This is a genomic window from Streptomyces sp. NPDC058985, from assembly GCF_042740985.1.
Lineage (GTDB): Bacteria > Actinomycetota > Actinomycetes > Streptomycetales > Streptomycetaceae > Streptomyces.
Window position 1 is genome coordinate 1 of record NZ_JBHYJX010000046.1, and the last position, 16,626, is coordinate 16,626.

General features: G+C 74.1%; 12 protein-coding genes and 2 pseudogenes. 6 read left to right on the top strand and 8 right to left on the bottom strand.

Going from position 1 to position 16,626, the window contains the following annotated elements:
• Positions 1-222 precede the first annotated feature (222 nt).
• The gene (gene abc-f / locus ACFW01_RS30800; RefSeq protein ID WP_384509107.1) at positions 223-1,980 is read left to right on the top strand and encodes a ribosomal protection-like ABC-F family protein; all 1,758 of its coding nucleotides are present in this window, start codon (positions 223-225) and stop codon (positions 1,978-1,980) included.
• 135 nt (positions 1,981-2,115) lie between these two features.
• Here abc-f and ACFW01_RS30805 read toward each other — a convergent pair whose 3' ends face one another.
• Both ACFW01_RS30805 and ACFW01_RS30810 read right to left on the bottom strand, forming a co-directional pair.
• Positions 2,116-3,231, bottom strand: coding sequence for a MerR family transcriptional regulator (locus ACFW01_RS30805; RefSeq protein WP_234960285.1), 1,116 nt, complete (start codon positions 3,229-3,231; stop codon positions 2,116-2,118).
• A gap of 115 nt (positions 3,232-3,346) precedes the next feature.
• Positions 3,347-3,556: a hypothetical protein gene (locus tag ACFW01_RS30810; protein WP_384509111.1), complete on the bottom strand. Its 210-nt coding sequence runs from the start codon at positions 3,554-3,556 to the stop codon at positions 3,347-3,349.
• A 65-nt stretch (positions 3,557-3,621) separates the two neighbouring features.
• Here ACFW01_RS30810 and ACFW01_RS30815 point away from each other — a divergent pair.
• Positions 3,622-3,708 (top strand): annotated as a pseudogene (locus ACFW01_RS30815) (GntR family transcriptional regulator); the annotation flags it as partial.
• Between the two features lie 274 nt (positions 3,709-3,982).
• Here ACFW01_RS30815 and ACFW01_RS30820 read toward each other — a convergent pair.
• The gene (locus ACFW01_RS30820) at positions 3,983-4,498 is read right to left on the bottom strand and encodes an HAD domain-containing protein (RefSeq protein ID WP_384509114.1); all 516 of its coding nucleotides are present in this window, start codon (positions 4,496-4,498) and stop codon (positions 3,983-3,985) included.
• A 241-nt stretch (positions 4,499-4,739) separates the two neighbouring features.
• On the opposite strand from ACFW01_RS30820, the gene ettA reads away from it, so the two are divergent.
• From ettA to ACFW01_RS30835, 3 genes are read left to right on the top strand one after another with little or no spacing between them, the layout of a single operon-like run.
• Positions 4,740-6,404: an energy-dependent translational throttle protein EttA gene (ettA, locus tag ACFW01_RS30825; protein WP_234960286.1), complete on the top strand. Its 1,665-nt coding sequence runs from the start codon at positions 4,740-4,742 to the stop codon at positions 6,402-6,404.
• Between the two features lie 6 nt (positions 6,405-6,410).
• Positions 6,411-6,821, top strand: a complete 411-nt coding sequence (locus tag ACFW01_RS30830; protein WP_234960287.1) for a thioesterase family protein — start codon at positions 6,411-6,413, stop codon at positions 6,819-6,821.
• Positions 6,818-7,501 carry a hypothetical protein gene (locus ACFW01_RS30835; RefSeq protein ID WP_384509119.1) on the top strand — a complete coding sequence of 228 codons (684 nt, stop codon included), beginning with the start codon at positions 6,818-6,820 and terminating at the stop codon, positions 7,499-7,501. Before ACFW01_RS30830 ends, ACFW01_RS30835 begins: the two co-directional genes overlap by 4 nt.
• A gap of 60 nt (positions 7,502-7,561) precedes the next feature.
• Here ACFW01_RS30835 and ACFW01_RS30840 read toward each other — a convergent pair whose 3' ends face one another.
• The 5 genes and pseudogenes from ACFW01_RS30840 to ACFW01_RS30860 all read right to left on the bottom strand — a co-directional run bounded on the left by ACFW01_RS30840 (position 7,562) and on the right by ACFW01_RS30860 (position 15,573).
• A complete protein-coding gene (locus ACFW01_RS30840) occupies positions 7,562-8,521 on the bottom strand; it encodes an ABC transporter ATP-binding protein (RefSeq protein WP_234960289.1) in 960 nt (319 codons plus the stop codon).
• A gap of 97 nt (positions 8,522-8,618) precedes the next feature.
• Positions 8,619-11,369, bottom strand: a complete 2,751-nt coding sequence (locus ACFW01_RS30845; protein WP_384509123.1) for an FtsX-like permease family protein — start codon at positions 11,367-11,369, stop codon at positions 8,619-8,621.
• A 265-nt stretch (positions 11,370-11,634) separates the two neighbouring features.
• A complete protein-coding gene (locus tag ACFW01_RS30850) occupies positions 11,635-12,513 on the bottom strand; it encodes an FtsX-like permease family protein (RefSeq protein ID WP_384509194.1) in 879 nt (292 codons plus the stop codon).
• A 1,251-nt stretch (positions 12,514-13,764) separates the two neighbouring features.
• Positions 13,765-14,691: pseudogene (locus ACFW01_RS30855) on the bottom strand (FtsX-like permease family protein); the annotation flags it as partial.
• Between the two features lie 468 nt (positions 14,692-15,159).
• A complete protein-coding gene (locus ACFW01_RS30860) occupies positions 15,160-15,573 on the bottom strand; it encodes a globin (RefSeq protein WP_234960292.1) in 414 nt (137 codons plus the stop codon).
• 71 nt (positions 15,574-15,644) lie between these two features.
• On the opposite strand from ACFW01_RS30860, the gene ACFW01_RS30865 reads away from it, so the two are divergent.
• Entirely contained in the window at positions 15,645-16,619 is a 975-nt protein-coding gene (locus ACFW01_RS30865; RefSeq protein ID WP_234960293.1) for a methyltransferase domain-containing protein, read from the top strand.
• Positions 16,620-16,626 lie beyond the last annotated feature (7 nt).

Below are 16,626 nucleotides of genomic sequence, written 5' to 3' on the forward strand. Positions count from 1 at the left end.
AGCACCCCAGACCCTTCGTCTGGACGAAGACCGCCGACGAGATCCTCGACAAAGTCGCCGCCTACTGCCGACGAATCTCTGACTCAGATCACTAGCGCCCGGGTTCCCGACGTCCGTCCGAGTCCCCGGCTGCCGCGTGCGCGTGGTGCCGGGGACTTTGTTCGTGAGGCTTGACGAGACGAACCGTATCGTCTAATTTTACGGGCGTGCCAGTTGGTGGCAATGGCTTCCGGCTCCCGCCGTATTGCCACCGCCACCGCCACCGCAACTGCTCACTCCTGCTCCCTCCTCAAAGGACCGCCCTTGCGCCCTGCTCCCTCAGTCGCCACCGTGAACGCCGCCCCCGCCCGACCCACGTCCCAGATCGCCCTCGCCGACGTCACCAAGCGCTACGGCGACCGAGTCGTCCTGGACCGCGTGTCCCTCACCGTCCGACCGGGCGAGAAGGTCGGCATCGTCGGGGACAACGGCTCGGGCAAATCCACGCTGCTGCGGCTGCTCGCCGGACAGGAGCCGGTCGACAACGGCACCCTGACCGTGACGGCGCCGGGCGGCATCGGCCATCTCGCCCAGACCCTCGACCTGCCCGGCACGGCGAGCGTGGGCGACGCCGTGGACCACGTACTGCGCGAACTGCGCGCCCTGGAACGTCGTATCCGGACCGCGGAGTCCGCACTGGGCACGGCCGGTCCCGACGCATTCGAGGAGTACGCGGCGCTGCTGGCCGAGTACGACGCACGGGGCGGGCGGGGTGCGGACCGGCGTGTGGAGGTGGCCCTGCGCCGCCTCGGTGAGCGCGCGCCGTTCGACAGCGCGCGTCCGCTCGGCACCCTCTCCGGAGGGCAGCGCTCCCGCCTCGCGCTCTCCGCGACGCTGGCCTCCGACCCCGAACTGCTCCTGCTCGACGAACCGACCAACGACCTGGACGACGAGGCCGTGGCCTGGCTCGAAGCCCGCCTGCGCCGTCACCGGGGCACGGTGATCGCGGCCACGCACGACCGGGCGTTCCTGGAACGCGTCACCGGCACCGTGCTGGAGGTGGACCAGGACCGGCGCGCGGTGCGGCGTTACGGCAACGGCTACGCCGGTTACCTCACCGCCAGGGCGGCGGCCCGGGCGCGCTGGGCGTGGGAGCACGAGCAGTGGCGCGACGAGGTCGCCCGGCAGCGCGCTCTGGCGGACTCCGGCATCGGCATGCTGTCCGAGATCCCCCGCAAGGGCCCGTGGGCCTTCAGCGGCGCCGGCGCCTTCCGGGCACGCTCGCGGTCCCACGGCGCGCAGAGCCGCATCCGCAACGCGCGCGAGCGCTTGCAGCGGCTCACGGAGCACCCCGTACCAGCGCCGCCGCAACCCCTCCGCTTCACGGCTCGCGTCGAAGGCGCCCCGCTCCAGGGCGAGTCGGCGACCGCCACCCACCTCGAAGGGGTGCGAGTCGACGGCCGCCTCTCCATCCCGCACCTGACACTCGCCCCCGGCGACCGACTGCTCGTCACCGGACCCAACGGCGCGGGCAAGAGCACCTTGCTCCACGTACTGGCAGGGGAGCTGGCGCCCGACGCGGGCACCGTCCGCCGCCCGCGCCGGATCGGCCATCTGCGCCAACAGTGCGCCCCCGAAGCCGCCTTCGACGCCCGCCCCCTCCTCTCGGCCTACGCGTCCGGCCGCCCGGGCCACTCCGACGAGCACGCCGACGCGCTGCTCGCACTGGGACTGTTCCACCCCGCGGACCTGTCCGTCCCCGTGCGCGACCTGTCCGTCGGACAGCGCCGCAAGCTCGAACTCGCCCGCCTGGTCACGTCCGGCCCCCTCGACCTGCTCCTCCTGGACGAACCGACGAACCACCTCGTCCCGTCCCTGATGGAGGAGATCGAGGCGGCCCTGGCCCACTACACCGGCACCCTCGTGGTGGTGACCCACGACCGGCTCCTGCGCGAGCGCTTCCAGGGCCGACGGCTGGAGCTGTCCGCGGCCGGTCGCTGACGGGGCGTCAGCGCAGGCCGAGTGAGCCTTCTCGCCGGGGTGACGTGACGGAGGAGTGAGGGCCCAGGGTGGCGGGCCGCTACCCATACGTGATCCATGACCCACACGCGATCCATGTCACCGGCCACGGGTGGCTCAGGACACGAGCAGGCGCAGGCCCAGCTCCGCCGCGTCGAGGGCGACGAGGTCCCGGTTGCGCTCGGCCCACCGGCCCGAGGAAAGGTCGTCGCGGAGGCTGTCCACCGCTCGCTGCTCGGCCCGCGGCCCGACTCTGGTCCATACCGATACCGCGCGGCGCACATGCTCGTCGAGGTACGCATCGGGCCGGCGCCAGTGGGCTTCGAAGAAGCCGTCGGCGCAGTCCCACGGGATGAGCACCGGCTCGGCCTGGCCTTCGATCGCGCGGGTCATGTCGGCCAGGGAGGGCCAGCCGGCGAGAAGGCCGGCGAATTCCGGCAGGTAGTCGCGGGTGAGCCAGAACCGCTCGAGCCAGCCGGTCGTACTCGCGTCGTAGGTGAACACCACCACGCGGCGGGCCACCCGTCGCATCTCGCGCAGCCCGGCGACCGGGTCCGGCCAGTGATGAACGGTGCTGACCGCCATCGCGGCGTCGAAGGACTGGTCGGGGAAGGGCAGTTGCTCCGCACTGGCGGCCACGCACGGCGCCGCGTCCGCAGGACGCTGCGCCCGCATCGTCGCCGACGGTTCCACCGCTGTGACCTCGCGGTCGGTGGGTTCGTAGGAGCCGGTGCCGGCCCCGACGTTCAGTACCGTCCGGGCGTCCCCGAGCGCCTCCCAGATCCTCGCGGCGATCCGCGGCTCGGTGCGCCGCGTCGCCGGATAGGCGGACCCGATGGACTCGTACAACTGCGCCCCGAACATCTTCAGTTGGTCCTCAGGTGCTGTCCTGATCCCCATGACCCTTGACTCCAGTTCCTGGTCGATGGCCGTCACCATGGAGGCAGTGCGGTCGCGCTGTTCCTGCAGCAGGCCGCGCAGCCGGCGCAGGTGCGCGACCGCGTCGGTGGCCGGGTCGTCCACCAGGGTCGCGATCTCGCGCAGTCCGAAGCCCAGGCGCCGGTAGCCGAGCACCTCCCGCAGCCGCTCCACGTCGCCGGCCGAGTAGGCCCGGTATCCGGTCGCGGTCCGCGCGGACGGCTTCACGAGACCGATCTCGTCGTAGTGGTGCAGTGTGCGGACACTCACGTCGGCCAGCTCGGCCACGCGTCCCACGGTCAGGTGTTCCTCCATGTCCCCGACCATGCGGCATGACGCCGCGTGAGGGTCAAGAACTTCGCCTTCCGCGCTGTGCCCGGCGCCCCCGCCGTGGCGACCAGCTGCCTCGGGCTGCCGAGCGGTCATCGGGCTACTCGGTGCGTAGCGCGGTGGCCGTACGGGTCCCGGCCGCCCAGCCCGCCGGCGCCAGCGCACCCAGTACGGCGAGTACCCCTCCGCCAAGTCCGAGAAGGAGCAGTCGAGTCGGTCCGTACACGTCGACCACTGACGACGGCAGGGTGGTGCCCACGGCGTGCGCCATGACCGGCATGACGAGGCCGTGCAGCAGGTGCCCCAGCACCCACCCACCAGGCCACCGAAAGTGAGACGGTGCCGTACACCGACCCCGTGTCCGCCAGCATCGGCAGCGACGACGGTAGGTCCGTGGAGACAGCCGACATCGTGGTCCCTGCGGCTCACTGCGAGATCGTCTATGAGATCCCGATCAACCGAGAGCCACGCCTAGGGTTCGCCGTATGGCCGACGATGCTCTGTCCTGTCCCGAGTGCGGGCAGCCCTTGAAGCCGGGCGGTCTTGTGCTGGTCAAGAGAGACGACGACGGCGGGAGGGCTTGCCGATCTCTATGGCGGTGCGCTGATCGGCATACCTGGTGGCGGTGGGCGGACCGGCCGGAGGAGCCGCTGGAAGTCTGCCCAGTTCCGCAGGTGTTCCGTTGACATCGTGCCCTGACGTCAGCGGGGCCGGAACTCGCAGCCCTGAGGTGTGCTCATCTCGGCGTGACGGCATCAAGCCATCCGGCCAGCGCGTAGAAGTCGGCGCCATTGAGGCCCTTGGTCGGCTCGACCTGGTGCAGGAGTGAAGGCCCGGGGTGGCTGGCGTCGACCCAGAGGCGGTCCATGGTGCTGATCTCGTCGTCGACCCAGATGAAGGGTCGGCCGGCGGCCCACTCGACCATGGGGCGAGTCTTCCAGTGCAGACCTCGTGGGGCTCCTCTTGTGTCGGCGTCCGGCCACTCCAGCACCGGCAGCCTCGGCAGGCCGATGCGCGGGGCGACTACTTCGTTCGCCTCTTCCATCCAGGTCGTCGCCCAGACGAGCTGGCAGCCCAGAGCCATGAGGCGCGCCCCGATCCCGGGGTCGAGTCGGGCCAGCAACGGGTTCCCCTGATCGACGGTCGTCCAGGAGGCGGCAGTGACCTCCGAATGGCCAGCCGGCGACCCGAAAGGGATCAGTGGGCCGTCCACGTCCAGGAAGAGGAGCGGGCGCTCCGATGAGCTGGTCACGGCAGCACCGTAGCTCCGCGCAGCGGGGGAGCGGCGCCCTCGGGCTGGGCCGTCCCTGGGCCCTGCGAGGGTGCCCGAGGCCGATCGGCGGCGACCGACAGTGACAGGTGAGGCTCCGGGGGCATCCGGGAAAGGCCAGGTCAGGAGCCCCGCAGGGAACGCGTTTCCTCACAGCGGTGGCGGTGCGGCAAGATGGGGTGTATCTGCCCACTGCCTGATTCAAGCTGCCGGACGGTTTCTCTTGGCTGAGTACATTTACACCATGCGCAAGGCGCGCAAGGCGCACGGCGACAAGGTGATCCTCGATGATGTCACCCTGAGCTTCCTGCCCGGCGCGAAGATCGGCGTGGTCGGGCCGAACGGTGCCGGTAAGTCGACCGTGCTGAAGATCATGGCCGGGCTGGAGCAGCCGTCCAACGGTGACGCCTTCCTGTCGCCGGGCTACACGGTCGGCATCCTGCTGCAGGAGCCCCCGCTGAGCGAGGACAAGAACGTCCTGGAGAACGTCCAGGAGGGTGTCGCCGAGGTCAAGGGCAAGCTCGACCGGTTCAACGAGATCGCCGAGCAGATGGCCACCGACTACTCGGACGCGCTGCTCGAGGAGATGGGCAAGCTCCAGGAGGAGCTGGACCACGCCAACGCCTGGGACCTCGACGCCCAGCTGGAGCAGGCCATGGACGCGCTGGGCTGCCCGCCCGGCGACTGGCCCGTCGCCAACCTCTCCGGTGGTGAGAAGCGCCGCGTCGCGCTGTGCAAGCTGCTGCTCGAAGCGCCCGACCTGCTGCTGCTCGACGAGCCCACCAACCACCTCGACGCCGAGTCGGTGAACTGGCTGGAGCAGCACCTCGCCAAGTACGAGGGCACCGTCGTGGCCGTGACCCACGACCGGTACTTCCTGGACAACGTCGCCGGCTGGATCTGCGAGGTCGACCGCGGCCGGCTGCACGGCTACGAGGGCAACTACTCCAAGTACCTGGAGACCAAGCAGACCCGCCTCAAGGTCGAGGGCCAGAAGGACGCCAAGCGCGCCAAGCGGCTCAAGGACGAGCTGGAGTGGGTGCGGTCCAACGCCAAGGGGCGGCAGGCCAAGTCCAAGGCGCGTCTCGCGCGGTACGAGGAGATGGCGGCCGAGGCCGACAAGATGCGGAAGCTGGACTTCGAGGAGATCCAGATCCCGCCGGGCCCGCGCCTGGGCAACGTCGTCGTCGAGGTCAACAACCTCAGCAAGGCCTTCGGGGAGAAGGTGCTCATCGACGACCTCAGCTTCACGCTGCCGCGCAACGGGATCGTCGGGGTCATCGGGCCCAACGGCGCCGGCAAGACCACCCTGTTCAAGATGATCCAGGGCCTCGAGGAGCCGGACTCCGGGCAGATCAAGGTCGGCGACACCGTCAAGATCTCCTACGTCGACCAGAGCCGCGAGAACATCGACCCCAAGAAGTCGCTGTGGGCCGTGGTGAGTGACGAGCTGGACTACATCAACGTCGGCCAGGTCGAGATGCCGAGCCGCGCGTACGTCTCCGCCTTCGGGTTCAAGGGGCCGGACCAGCAGAAGGCGGCCGGGGTGCTCTCCGGCGGTGAGCGCAACCGGCTCAACCTCGCGCTCACCCTCAAGCAGGGCGGCAACCTGCTGCTCCTCGACGAGCCGACCAACGACCTCGACGTCGAGACCCTCGGCAGCCTGGAGAACGCCCTCCTCGAGTTCCCCGGGTGCGCCGTGGTCGTCTCCCACGACCGGTGGTTCCTCGACCGGGTCGCCACACACATCCTCGCCTACGAAGGCGAGTCCAAGTGGTTCTGGTTCGAGGGCAACTTCGAGTCGTACGAGAAGAACAAGGTCGAGCGGCTCGGTGCGGACGCCGCACGTCCGCACCGCGCCACCTACAAGAAGCTGACCCGGGGCTGATCGATCTTGCGGCACATCTACCGCTGCCCGCTGCGCTGGGCGGACATGGACGCGTACGGCCACGTCAACAACGTGGTCTTCCTCCGCTACCTGGAGGAGGCACGCATCGACTTCCTGTTCCGCCCGGAGAAGGACTTCCAGCAGGGGTCTGTGGTGGCGCGCCACGAGATCGACTACAAGCGGCAGCTCGTCCACCGGCACCACCCGGTCGACATCGAGCTGTGGGTCACGGAGATCAGGGCGGCCTCCTTCACGCTCACCTACGAGGTCAAGGACGGGGACGTGGTCTACGTCCGCGCCTCGACGGTGATCGTGCCGTTCGACTTCCAGACGCAGCGGCCCCGCCGTATCACCGCGGAGGAACGGGAGTTCCTGCGCGAGTACACGGACGAAAAGGAGGAGGCCGTCGCCGCATGACGGTGCTCCATCTGGCCGACGAGGGGGAGGCCGCGGATCTCGCGGCCTTCCTCTCCCGGCTGCTCCACTACGACCGTTCGGCCGCCGTCCGTCTCCAGGCGGCCGGTACGGCTCTCGCGGTCTTCGGCCGGCCTCCCTCCTTCGAGGTGCTGGCCGTGCGCGCCGTACGGCTGGCCAAGCCGTACGAGAACGGACTCGACGTCACCCTGGACGTGACCGTCTCCGCCGGTGAGCTGCTGGAGACGGTCGACGAGCAGTCGGCCACTGCTGGGGTTCCGGGTGCCGTGACCGGGCCGCCCTGGGCCGGGGTGCTGCCCCCGCGCGGCGGCTGGCGGTCCGAGCCGGGGCTTCCCGCGCCGGACGCCCTGCGCGCGCTGGTCGCCTCCGCGGTGGCGGAGTTCCGTTCCCGTACGGGGGAGTTGACGGCCGAGACGCGTACCCGGGCCGAGCTGGACCGGATCGGCCGCGACATCTGGTCCCGGACGGTCGGCGACACCGGGCTGCCGGTACGGGCCGTGCACGCGGCCCAGTCACTGGGGTTCCTGCGGCCCGGGGCTCAGTCCGCCGAGGACGCGCCGGGTCTGTTCTCCTCGGGCGCCTGGCTCCGGCTCCGTACGCCCTACGGGTCCGTCGCGCTGCGCCGGGCGGGCACCGGCGCCCTCGGCATCAGCGTGCGCTGACCTTCGTCGGGGGACCCTTCGCTGATCGCTGATCGCTGATCGCTGATCGCTGATCGCTGATCACCGATCACTGTCGTCCGGGCGTACGGCGATGTGGTCGGCCTCCAGTTCCAGGGCGACGCGGTCGCGCATGCCGAGGGCCGCGGTGTAGTCGGCGGGCAGCTGGAGCCGTCCGGCGCGGTCGAGCATGGCGTACTCGCGGGCCACCACCGTCTCGTGGCCGGTCGCGGCGTCCACCTCGCTGCGGCGCAGGACCTCCGTGGAGGTGCGGCCGTCGCGGATGGCGACCGTGCGGCGGACCTCGCCCGCCACCGCCTGGTCGTGGGTGACGATGACGATGGTGGTGCCCAGGTGCTCGTTCGCGGTGCGGAACGCGGCGAAGATCTGCTCCGCCGTGTGGGAGTCCAGCTCGCCCGTCGGCTCGTCGGCGAGCAGCACCGAGGGCGCGCCCGCGAGGGCCACCGCGATGGCGACGCGTTGCTGCTGACCTCCGGACATCTCCCGCGGGCGGCGGTCGCGGCAGTCGGCGACGTCCAGCAGTTCCAGGAGCTCCAGGGACCGTTCGGCACGGGCCCGTCGGCCGGTCCGGCCGCGTGCGCCCGCCAACCGCATCGGCAGGGACACGTTCTGGGCCGCCGTCAGGTACGGCAGCAGGTTGCGTGAGGTCTGCTGCCAGACGAAGCCGACCACCTCGCGGCGGTAGGCGAGGCGGTCCTTCGCGGTCATCGTGAGCAGGTCGCGGTCCGCCACCCGGGCCGCCCCGGCGGTGGGGGTGTCCAGGCCGGCCAGGATGTTCATCAGCGTGGACTTACCGCTGCCCGACGCACCGACCAGGGCCATCAACTCGCCCTCGCGGACCAGCAGGTCGAGTCCCTGGAGGGCCTGCACCTCCACGCCGTCCGCGCTGAAGATCCGGACCAGGCGGTCGCAGGTGATCAGCGCGTCGTGGCCGTAGGCGGGCCGGTCGCGGGACGCGGTGGCACGGCCGGCCAGGTCGGCGAGGGTCGGGTTCGTCGTCATCGTGCCTCCTGCGCGGATGGGGCTCGTCGGCCGGGGGAGCCGGTGGGGGAGCGGTCCTTCAGGCCCGCCTGGAACGCCCGTCTCGCCGGGAACGCCTTCACCGCGCGTCCCCCGCCCTCAGTTCGGTGACCGACCCGCGCCGGCCCGACCACCACGCCTGCACCCCGGCGACACCCACCGCCACCACCAGCACCGCGACCGCCGGCAGGGCCAGCGACCACGGGTCGGTGCGCAGTTCGGCGCGGCCCACCGGGGACGCGGTGCCCGCCAGGGCGATCGTGGTCAGGTCGAGGCCGGGGGCGAGCAGACGGATCGCCGCCCAGCCGGTCAGAGCCCCTCCCGCGGCGGCCAGCACGGCCTGGGGGAGGGACTCCAGGACGAGCAGCCGGCGGCCCTGCGCCCGGGTGAGCCCCATGGTGCGCAGCCGGGCCAGCAGGGCGGCGCGCTCGGGAGCGGCGCGCAGCAGCGACAGCAGCAGGGCGAGGACGGCGTAGCCGGTGCCCGCGACGACGGCACCGGCGTAGACGCGCTCGGCGCCGGACTGGAGGGGCGAGTCGACGTACCGGTCCCGCTCCTCGGACCGCAGCGTCACCGCACTGGTCCCGGCACCGGCGTCGTCGCCCGCCGCACGGCGCAGCGCGCCCGCGTCCACCTGGTCGCCGGTCAGCAGCAGTACGGTCGGGCGGGCCGCCTCGGCGGAGAGTCCGGCCCGGTCCACGACCAGGAAGTCCTCACCCGGGACGGCGGGGGTGCGGTCGCGGACGAGGCCGATCCGGACCGTGACGAAGGTGCCGTCCTCCATGCGGATCCGGAACGGCCCGGCGCCGAACCGTTCCGCGACGCCCGGCGAGGCCAGCGCCCGCTGCGGCTCCTCGGAACCGCCGCGCCGCTTCAGCTCCTCCGCCTCGAAGGCCCCGAGCCCGGTCCTTGCCGCGAGCCGCGCGTAGGCGGCCGGGTCCACGCCGGCCACCGGCAGGGTCTGGCGGCCGTCCGAGTCCTTGGCCTGGTAGCTCAGTCCGACCTCGACCACGTCCCGGACGCCGGGGGTGCCGCGCACGCGGTCGGACAGGCCGGCCGGGAGCGGCCCGGTCTCCTCGATCCGGGCGTCGGCGCCGACGGTGAGCAGCGCCGCCCGGTCGCGGGCGTCCGCCACCCCGGCGAGGACCGAGCCGCCGAACGCGGCCGTGGTGAGCGCGGTCAGCAGGGCGAGGAGCGGCAGCACCGCCGAGGCCGACGTACGGCCCGCGCGGGCCAGCGCCAGGTGGCCCACCGCGCCGCGCAGGCGTCCCGCCGGGCGGGCGAGGCGGCGCAGGGGCAGCGGGTACAGGCGTACGAGCACCAGCGCGGCGATCACCCCGACCAGCACCGGTGCCGCCGACACCAGGTCCCCGCCGGTGCCGGACGCGCCGCGCCGGCGCAGGGTCTCGACGGCGCCGAGCGCCAGGGCGACGGCCGTGAGTTCGGCGACCGTACGCCGCCGGGACGGACGGGCGGAGGCCACGTCCCGGCGGCCGTCGTGGACCCGTACGGCGCGGTGCGCGACGGCCGCGCGCAGGGGCAGCGCGGCGCAGGCCACGGCGGTGACCGCGACGGCCGCCCAGACGGCGGGGGCGAGCCGGCCACCGGGCAGCGCGAACAGCGCGGCGGCGAGGCCGAGGGCGCCCGCGGGCAGCGCGACCACGGCGGTCTCGGCGAACAGCCGCCCCGCGACGCCCGGTAGGGAGGCGCCCCGGGCCCGCAGCAGGGCGAGTTCGGCGCGGCGGCGGTCGGCGGCCAGGCCGCCCGCCATCAGCAGCACGACCCCCGCGACCGTGCCGGCCCCGGCGGCGGCGACCGCGATCAGCGGGCCGATGCCCGACCGCAGCCCGTCGAAGGCGAGGGCCGTCTCGTCCAGGTCCGTGCTCACGTCCGCCAGCGGGTCGACCTCCGAACGCACCTCGCGCAGGCCAGGACCGGACTCCAGGGCGGCGACGGCCGAGGTCAGCCCGTCCACGTCGTGGGCGTGCAGCGCGTCGGTCTCGGGGGCCAGCTGCCAGTAGCGGACCGGGGTCCCGGCCGTGCCCAGCAGGGCGGGCCCGGCGTCCGGGGCGAGCAGCAGCGTGCCCAGCCAGTAGCGTTCGCGGTCCGCGCCCGCCGCCCCCGGCACCGTCATCAGCGACGGCTTGCGCAGCACGGGCTGGGTGGACCAGTAGGCGCCGTCGGGGTCGCGCGGGGCCAGCACGCCGGTGATCCGGACGGTGAGCGGGGCGCGTTCGACGCCGGGCACGTGCAGGACGGAGCCCACCTTGATGCGCAGCGTCCGGGCCGTCTCGGTGGTGACGGCCGCCTCCAGCGCGCCGGTCGCGGCGGTCACCGGGGCGCCCGTCACGCGCGGCAGGCGGCCGGAGCCGATCCGGGCGTGGTCGCCGAGGCCGTGCTGGGCGGCGAAGTAGAACCGGGCCGGCAGCCCGCTCGGCTGCGGCAGCCAGGGTTCCGGCACCGGGAGACCCTGGGTGGTGCGCACCCCGTACGTCGACTGCCCCCGGTCGACGGCGAGCGGCGCGCGGCGGTCCACGGCGGCGACCGCCTTGGCGTACCGCCGGCCCAGCGGGTCCGGGCGCAGCGACTCCTCCCGCTCTCGCGGCGAGAGACCGAAGTCGGGCTGCGGGGCGAGCACCAGCACGCTGGTCCGGTCGGGGCGGGCCTGCGCCAGAGCCCGGTCGAGGCCCGCGTCCGCGTACCGGTCCAGTGCCCGCGGGAAGGCGGCGGCCAGACACGCGGTCAGCGCCACCAGCACCGCGAGGGCCCAGGCGGCACCGGGCGCGGCGCGAAGCCGGGTGCGGACCCAGGGAGCACTCACCGGTTTCACCGCGCCTCACCTCTCTGTCGTCCCTGGCCCGTGACGCGCGCCCGCGCGGTGACCGGGGCGTTCGTGACGCGTGCTCGCGCGGTGGTCGGGGCGTTTGTGACGCGTGCTCGCGCGGTGGTCGGGGCGTTTGTGACGCGTGCTCGGGTGGTGGTCGGGGCGTTTGTGACGCGTGCTCGGGTGGTGGTCGGGGCGTTTGTGACGCGTGCTCGCGCGGTGACCGGGGCGCTCGCGCGGGTGACGGACCCCGCGGTGGGGTGAACGTGGATCACCGCGCCTCACCTCCCTGCTCGCGCAACGCCGACGCCGGGTCCGTGCGGCGCAGGGCCAGGGCCGCCGTGACCAGGAGGGGCGTGACGGCGACACCCGCCAGGAGGAGGGCGACCCGGCCGGCGGGCAGGGCGACCAGCACGTCCGGGACCGGGTGGGTGGCCTGCGGGGTGAGCACGATCAGGGGGATCACGGCCCGGGGCAGCACCGCGCCCAGGGCCGTGCCCACCAGCAGGGCCAGGACCAGCAGTACCGCCTGCTCGACGGCGACCGTGCGGGCCAGCCGACGGCGCGGGGCGCCCAGGGCGCGCAGGATCGCGAACTCGGCGCCGCGTTCCCGCAGCGATCCCGTCGCGCTCACCGCGAACCCGACCGCCGCGAGCGCCGCCGCCACCCCGGCCGCCGCGGTGAAGGCCGCCTCAGGACCGGCGCCGAACGGGTCGTCGCGCAGGCCCGCGGCCAGTTCGTCGCGCACGACGACCTGCGAGGGCTCCAGGTCCGGGAAGGCGCGCAGCGCCGTGACGACCCCGCTCGTGCCGCCGGGTTCCGGACGCAGCCACCACTCGGTCGGGGCGAGGGCCTCGCCGTACTTCGCCTGGAGCACCCGGTTCACGGACGGCAGGTCGAGCAGCAGGGCGCCGCCGTCCTTCGCCGGAGTCGTCGGGGCCGGCGAGGCCGTCGGGGTCGTCGCGTCGGGCGTGGCCGTCGTCGGCAGGGCGCGGACCGAGCGCACGATCCGCACCGGGAGGCTGTGGCCGTCGAGCCGGACGTCCACGCTCTGTCCGACGCGGGCGCCCGCCGAGTCGAGGTACCGGTCGGTCGCGACGGCCGTGAGCCGCGGTGGCGCGGGCTGTACGACGTCCAGGCGCAGCGTCACCGCCGACGTCAGGGTGCTGTACGGGTCGGCGGGCTGGTACCCGGTGCCGTACTCCACCGACGGCGGCCCGGACGGGGCGAGCCGGGGCTTGGTCGGACTGGTGTCCGCGTCCGGCGACGAGGCCGACCCGTCGCCGCGCACCGAGGCGGTCCAGGAGCGGGGGAGGGCCGGGCGCCGTACGGTCCCGTCGGCCGCCGTGGCGGTCAGCTCCGTCAGCGTCAGGCGGTGCCGCTCCGCGCGGCCGGCCGGCTGGGCCGTGACCAGTTCCACGCCGGTCACGGTGAGCGGGCCACCCGGGGAGACGTCCAGCTCCAGCGTGTGGCGGCGGCCGTCCGGGGGCAGCTCGCCGGCCGGCAGCCGGAAGGGGATGCCGTAGCGGTCCCGCACGGTGACCGTCACGTCCGCCGGTCCCGTGGCGCTCTCCCCGCCGCCGCCCGGGCCGCCGCGCAGGGTGGCGGTCACCCCCAGCCGGACCGTCCCGGCGGGTACCCGCGCGCCCGCCGCCGGTTCCTGGGCGCCCAGCGGGGGCAGCAGCGTCCCGGCCGGTTCGTCGGACAGGTCCGGGCGCAGCAGCATCGTGTCCGCCGCGCGCCCGGTGTCCAGGGCCAAGACCGTCGCCGCGCGGCCGCCGGACAACTGCAGCGTGGAGCGCGCCGCGGGGGCCACCTCCCGTACGCCCTCGACGTCCGCGTAGGTCTCGGTGCGGCCCGGGCCCACCGAACCGTGGGCCAGGACCCGCACCGGGGCCCCGGCCCGGAAGTCCGCCTGATCGTCCTGTGAGCGCTCCCAGGAGATGTCCTGACCGATCGCGAGCATGCCCAGGGCCACCGCGAGCACCAGCAGCAGCACCGGACCGGCACCGCGCATCGGCCGGCGGCTGAGCTGCCAGCCCGCCAGCGCCGAGGTCAGCCCGCGTCCGCCGGCCGCCCGCCGCTCGGCCAGCCGGGCCACCGGCGGCAGCAGCCGCAGCGTCAGCACCGTCCCCGCCAGCAGGGCCAGCGCGGGCGCCGCCACGAGCAGCGGGTCGATGCCGAGCGCCCCGGAGCCGTCGCCGCTCACCGCCCCCGAGGTCTGCCGGGACAGCTGCCAGTAGGCGACGCCCGCGACCACCAGCAGCCCGACGTCGGCACCGGCGCGCAGCGGGGCGGGCAGCGCGCGGACGCGGCCCCCGGCGTTCAGCGAGGAGGCCAGGGCCGGCAGCGTCACCGCCAGCGCGCACCCGAGGGCCGCCGCACCCGACGTCAGCCACACCCCGCCGCCGCCCCAGGCCGGTACCTCGAGCCGCAGCCCGATCCGGTCCAGCGACCCTTGGCCGGCCAGCAGCCGGGTCAGCGGCCCGGCGAGCAGCGGCGCGAGGACCAGCGCCGGGACGGCCAGCAGCAGCGCCTCCAGCGCGGCCAGCGACCCCAGCCGTGCCCGGGAGGCGCCGCGCGCCCGCAGCAGCCGCCGCTCGGCCGCCCGCTCGGCGCTCAGCAGCCGGGCCACCAGCAGCAGCGCGCACCCGGCGAGCAGGGCCAACTGGAGGGCGACGACCAGCAGCGTGGAGCGGGAGACCAGCAGCGAGCGGTCGAGCCGGTCGAGTACCTCGGGCAGGGAGGTGGTCGCCGCGGTGGAGCCGCTGAGGGCCGGGCGGTCGCGCAGCCACGCCATGCCGCCCCGGGCCGCCTCCCGCAGCTCGTCCGTCCGCCCGGCCGTCACCGAGGAGAAGTCGGCCGTCGCCAGCCACCCCGAGGGCCCCGCGCTCACCGCGCCCCCGGCCGGCACCCCGGGGGCGGCGAGCAGCGGGCCGTACGTCGTGAAGCCGCCCTTCCTGACGCCGCGCCCGGCGAGGTCGTCCAGCCGCCAGTAGGGGGCCGCGGCGTCGGCGGGCCGGTACAGGCCGGTCACCTCGACGACCACGTCCGGACCGTCGAACCGGTCGGCGAGGGTGAGCCGGGCGCCGGGCCGGACGTCCAGCCGCTCGGCGGCGGCCGTCGGCAGCGCGACCTCGACGGCTCCGCCGCTTCCTCCGCCGTTTCCTCCACCGCTCCCTCCGGCGCCCTCCCGCGGCAGCCGGCCCTCGGTGACGCGCACCTGCGCCGGGTCCAGCGCCGCGAAGTAGGTCAGGTCCGGGTCGTCCGAGCGCTCGCCGGGCGGCCGCAGCGTGCCGGGCAGGCCGTACGCCCCCGACCGCGCCATCTCCCGGACGGTGACCGGCAGTCCGCCGAAGGTGATGCGGGCGCCCTCGCGCACGGTGCGCCCGGCCTTCTCGCGCCCTTCGTCGGGCACGTCCGCCTTGACGACCAGCGCGGTGTCCGCCGCGTTGCGGGGATCGGCCAGGGCGTGGCGCAGGGCCGCGTCGCCGACCGCGCCCGCATAGGCGGTCAGGGTCGTCAGGACCGCGGTGGTGAGCACCACGGTGAGCAGGGCGGCGGCGAGCAGCAGGCGGTGCGCCCGAGCGCGCAGCAGCACGAACCCCGCGAATCCCCCGTACCCCGCCACCCGGCCCCCCGCCGACGTTGTCCAGACCTCTCGGCGATGCTGTCAGAGGACGAGGTACGGAAGTAAGCGCCTGGGGCCCGGAGTTGACCGGATCGTGACCGGAATCCGGCGTCGGGCGACCGGAATCCGCCCGTCACCCGTCCCCGGCGCCCATGGACGGACCGGTCAGCCGGCGGTGTTGACCATCGAGGCCGCCGCGTACGTCAGGTACTTCCACAGCGTCTGCTCGTGCTCCTCGGAGAGCCCCAGCTCGTCGACGGCGACCCGCATGTGCTTCAGCCAGGCGTCGTGCGCCGCCCGGTCCACGGCGAACGGCGCGTGGCGCATCCGCAGCCGCGGGTGGCCCCGGTTCTCGCTGTACGTCGTCGGTCCGCCCCAGTACTGCATGAGGAAGAGCGTGAAGCGCTCCTCGGCCGGCCCCAGGTCCTCCTCCGGGTACATCGGCCGCAGGATCGGATCCTCGGCGACACCCTGGTAGAAACGGTGCACGAGCCGGCGGAAGGTCTCCTCCCCGCCGACCTGCTCGTAGAAGGTCTGCTCCTGAAGCGTGCCGCGCCGAATCTCATTCACGTCGTCCATGGTGTCAGACGCCTGGACATAGGACTTCGGACTTAGGTCCCGCCGCCGCCCGGGCCCCGTACTGTGGAGGCATGGGCGGGCACGAGGACCTGGACCGCCTCGCGGCCTCGGCGCGGGCGGAGCTGGTGCGGGAGATCGAGCTGAGCGGCGCCTGGGCGGCCGACCCGGTCTGGCGGGAGGCGTTCCGGACGGTCCCGCGCCACCTCTTCGTGCCGTACTACTACGTCGGCGTCCGGGGCGGCTACGAACGCCGGTGGGGCGAGGACCCCGACCGGGACGCCCGGGAGCGCTGGGTGCGCGGCGCGTACGCCGACGCCCCGCTGGCGACCCGGATGCGCGACGGCGAACTGGTCTCCTCCAGCAGCCAGCCCTCGCTGATGGCGATGATGCTGGCGGAACTGCACGTGACGGACGGCGACCGGGTCCTGGAGATCGGCGCCGGCACCGGCTACAACGCCGCCCTGCTCGCCCACCGGCTCGGCGACGACGACCTCGTCACCACCGTGGATCTGGAACCGGAGATCACCGAGTCGGCCCGCCGGCACCTGGCCGCCGCCGGATACCGTCCGGCCGTCGTCACCGGCGACGGCGCCCGCGGAGTGCCCGAGCGCGCCCCCTACGACCGGATCCTCGCCACCTGCTCGCTCGCCTCGGTGCCGCCTGCCTGGCCGGCCCAGTGCCGTCCCGGCGGCAGGATCCTGACCCCGCTCGCCACCGGGCTGGTCGTCCTCACCGTCCACGACGCGGCGCACGCCGAGGGGCGCTTCCTGCCCACGCCCGCGTACTTCGTGCCGCTGCGCGGCGCGGACGCCTGCGCGCCGCAGCCGCAGGGCCTGGGCGGGGTGCCGCGCCGGGCCCGGGAGAACGACCTGTTCCGCTTCCTGCTGGCGCTGAGCCGGGGCAGCCTCGACCCGCAGGAGGCGTACGCGCTCTGGGAGCGCGAGGACGCCCCGCACCGCGAGCGCTTCGGCATCACCCTCAGCGGCGCACGGGCCTGGGCGTGGCTGGACGATCCCGAGGGCCCGTACGCCTGGCCCTTCACCTGACGGACGG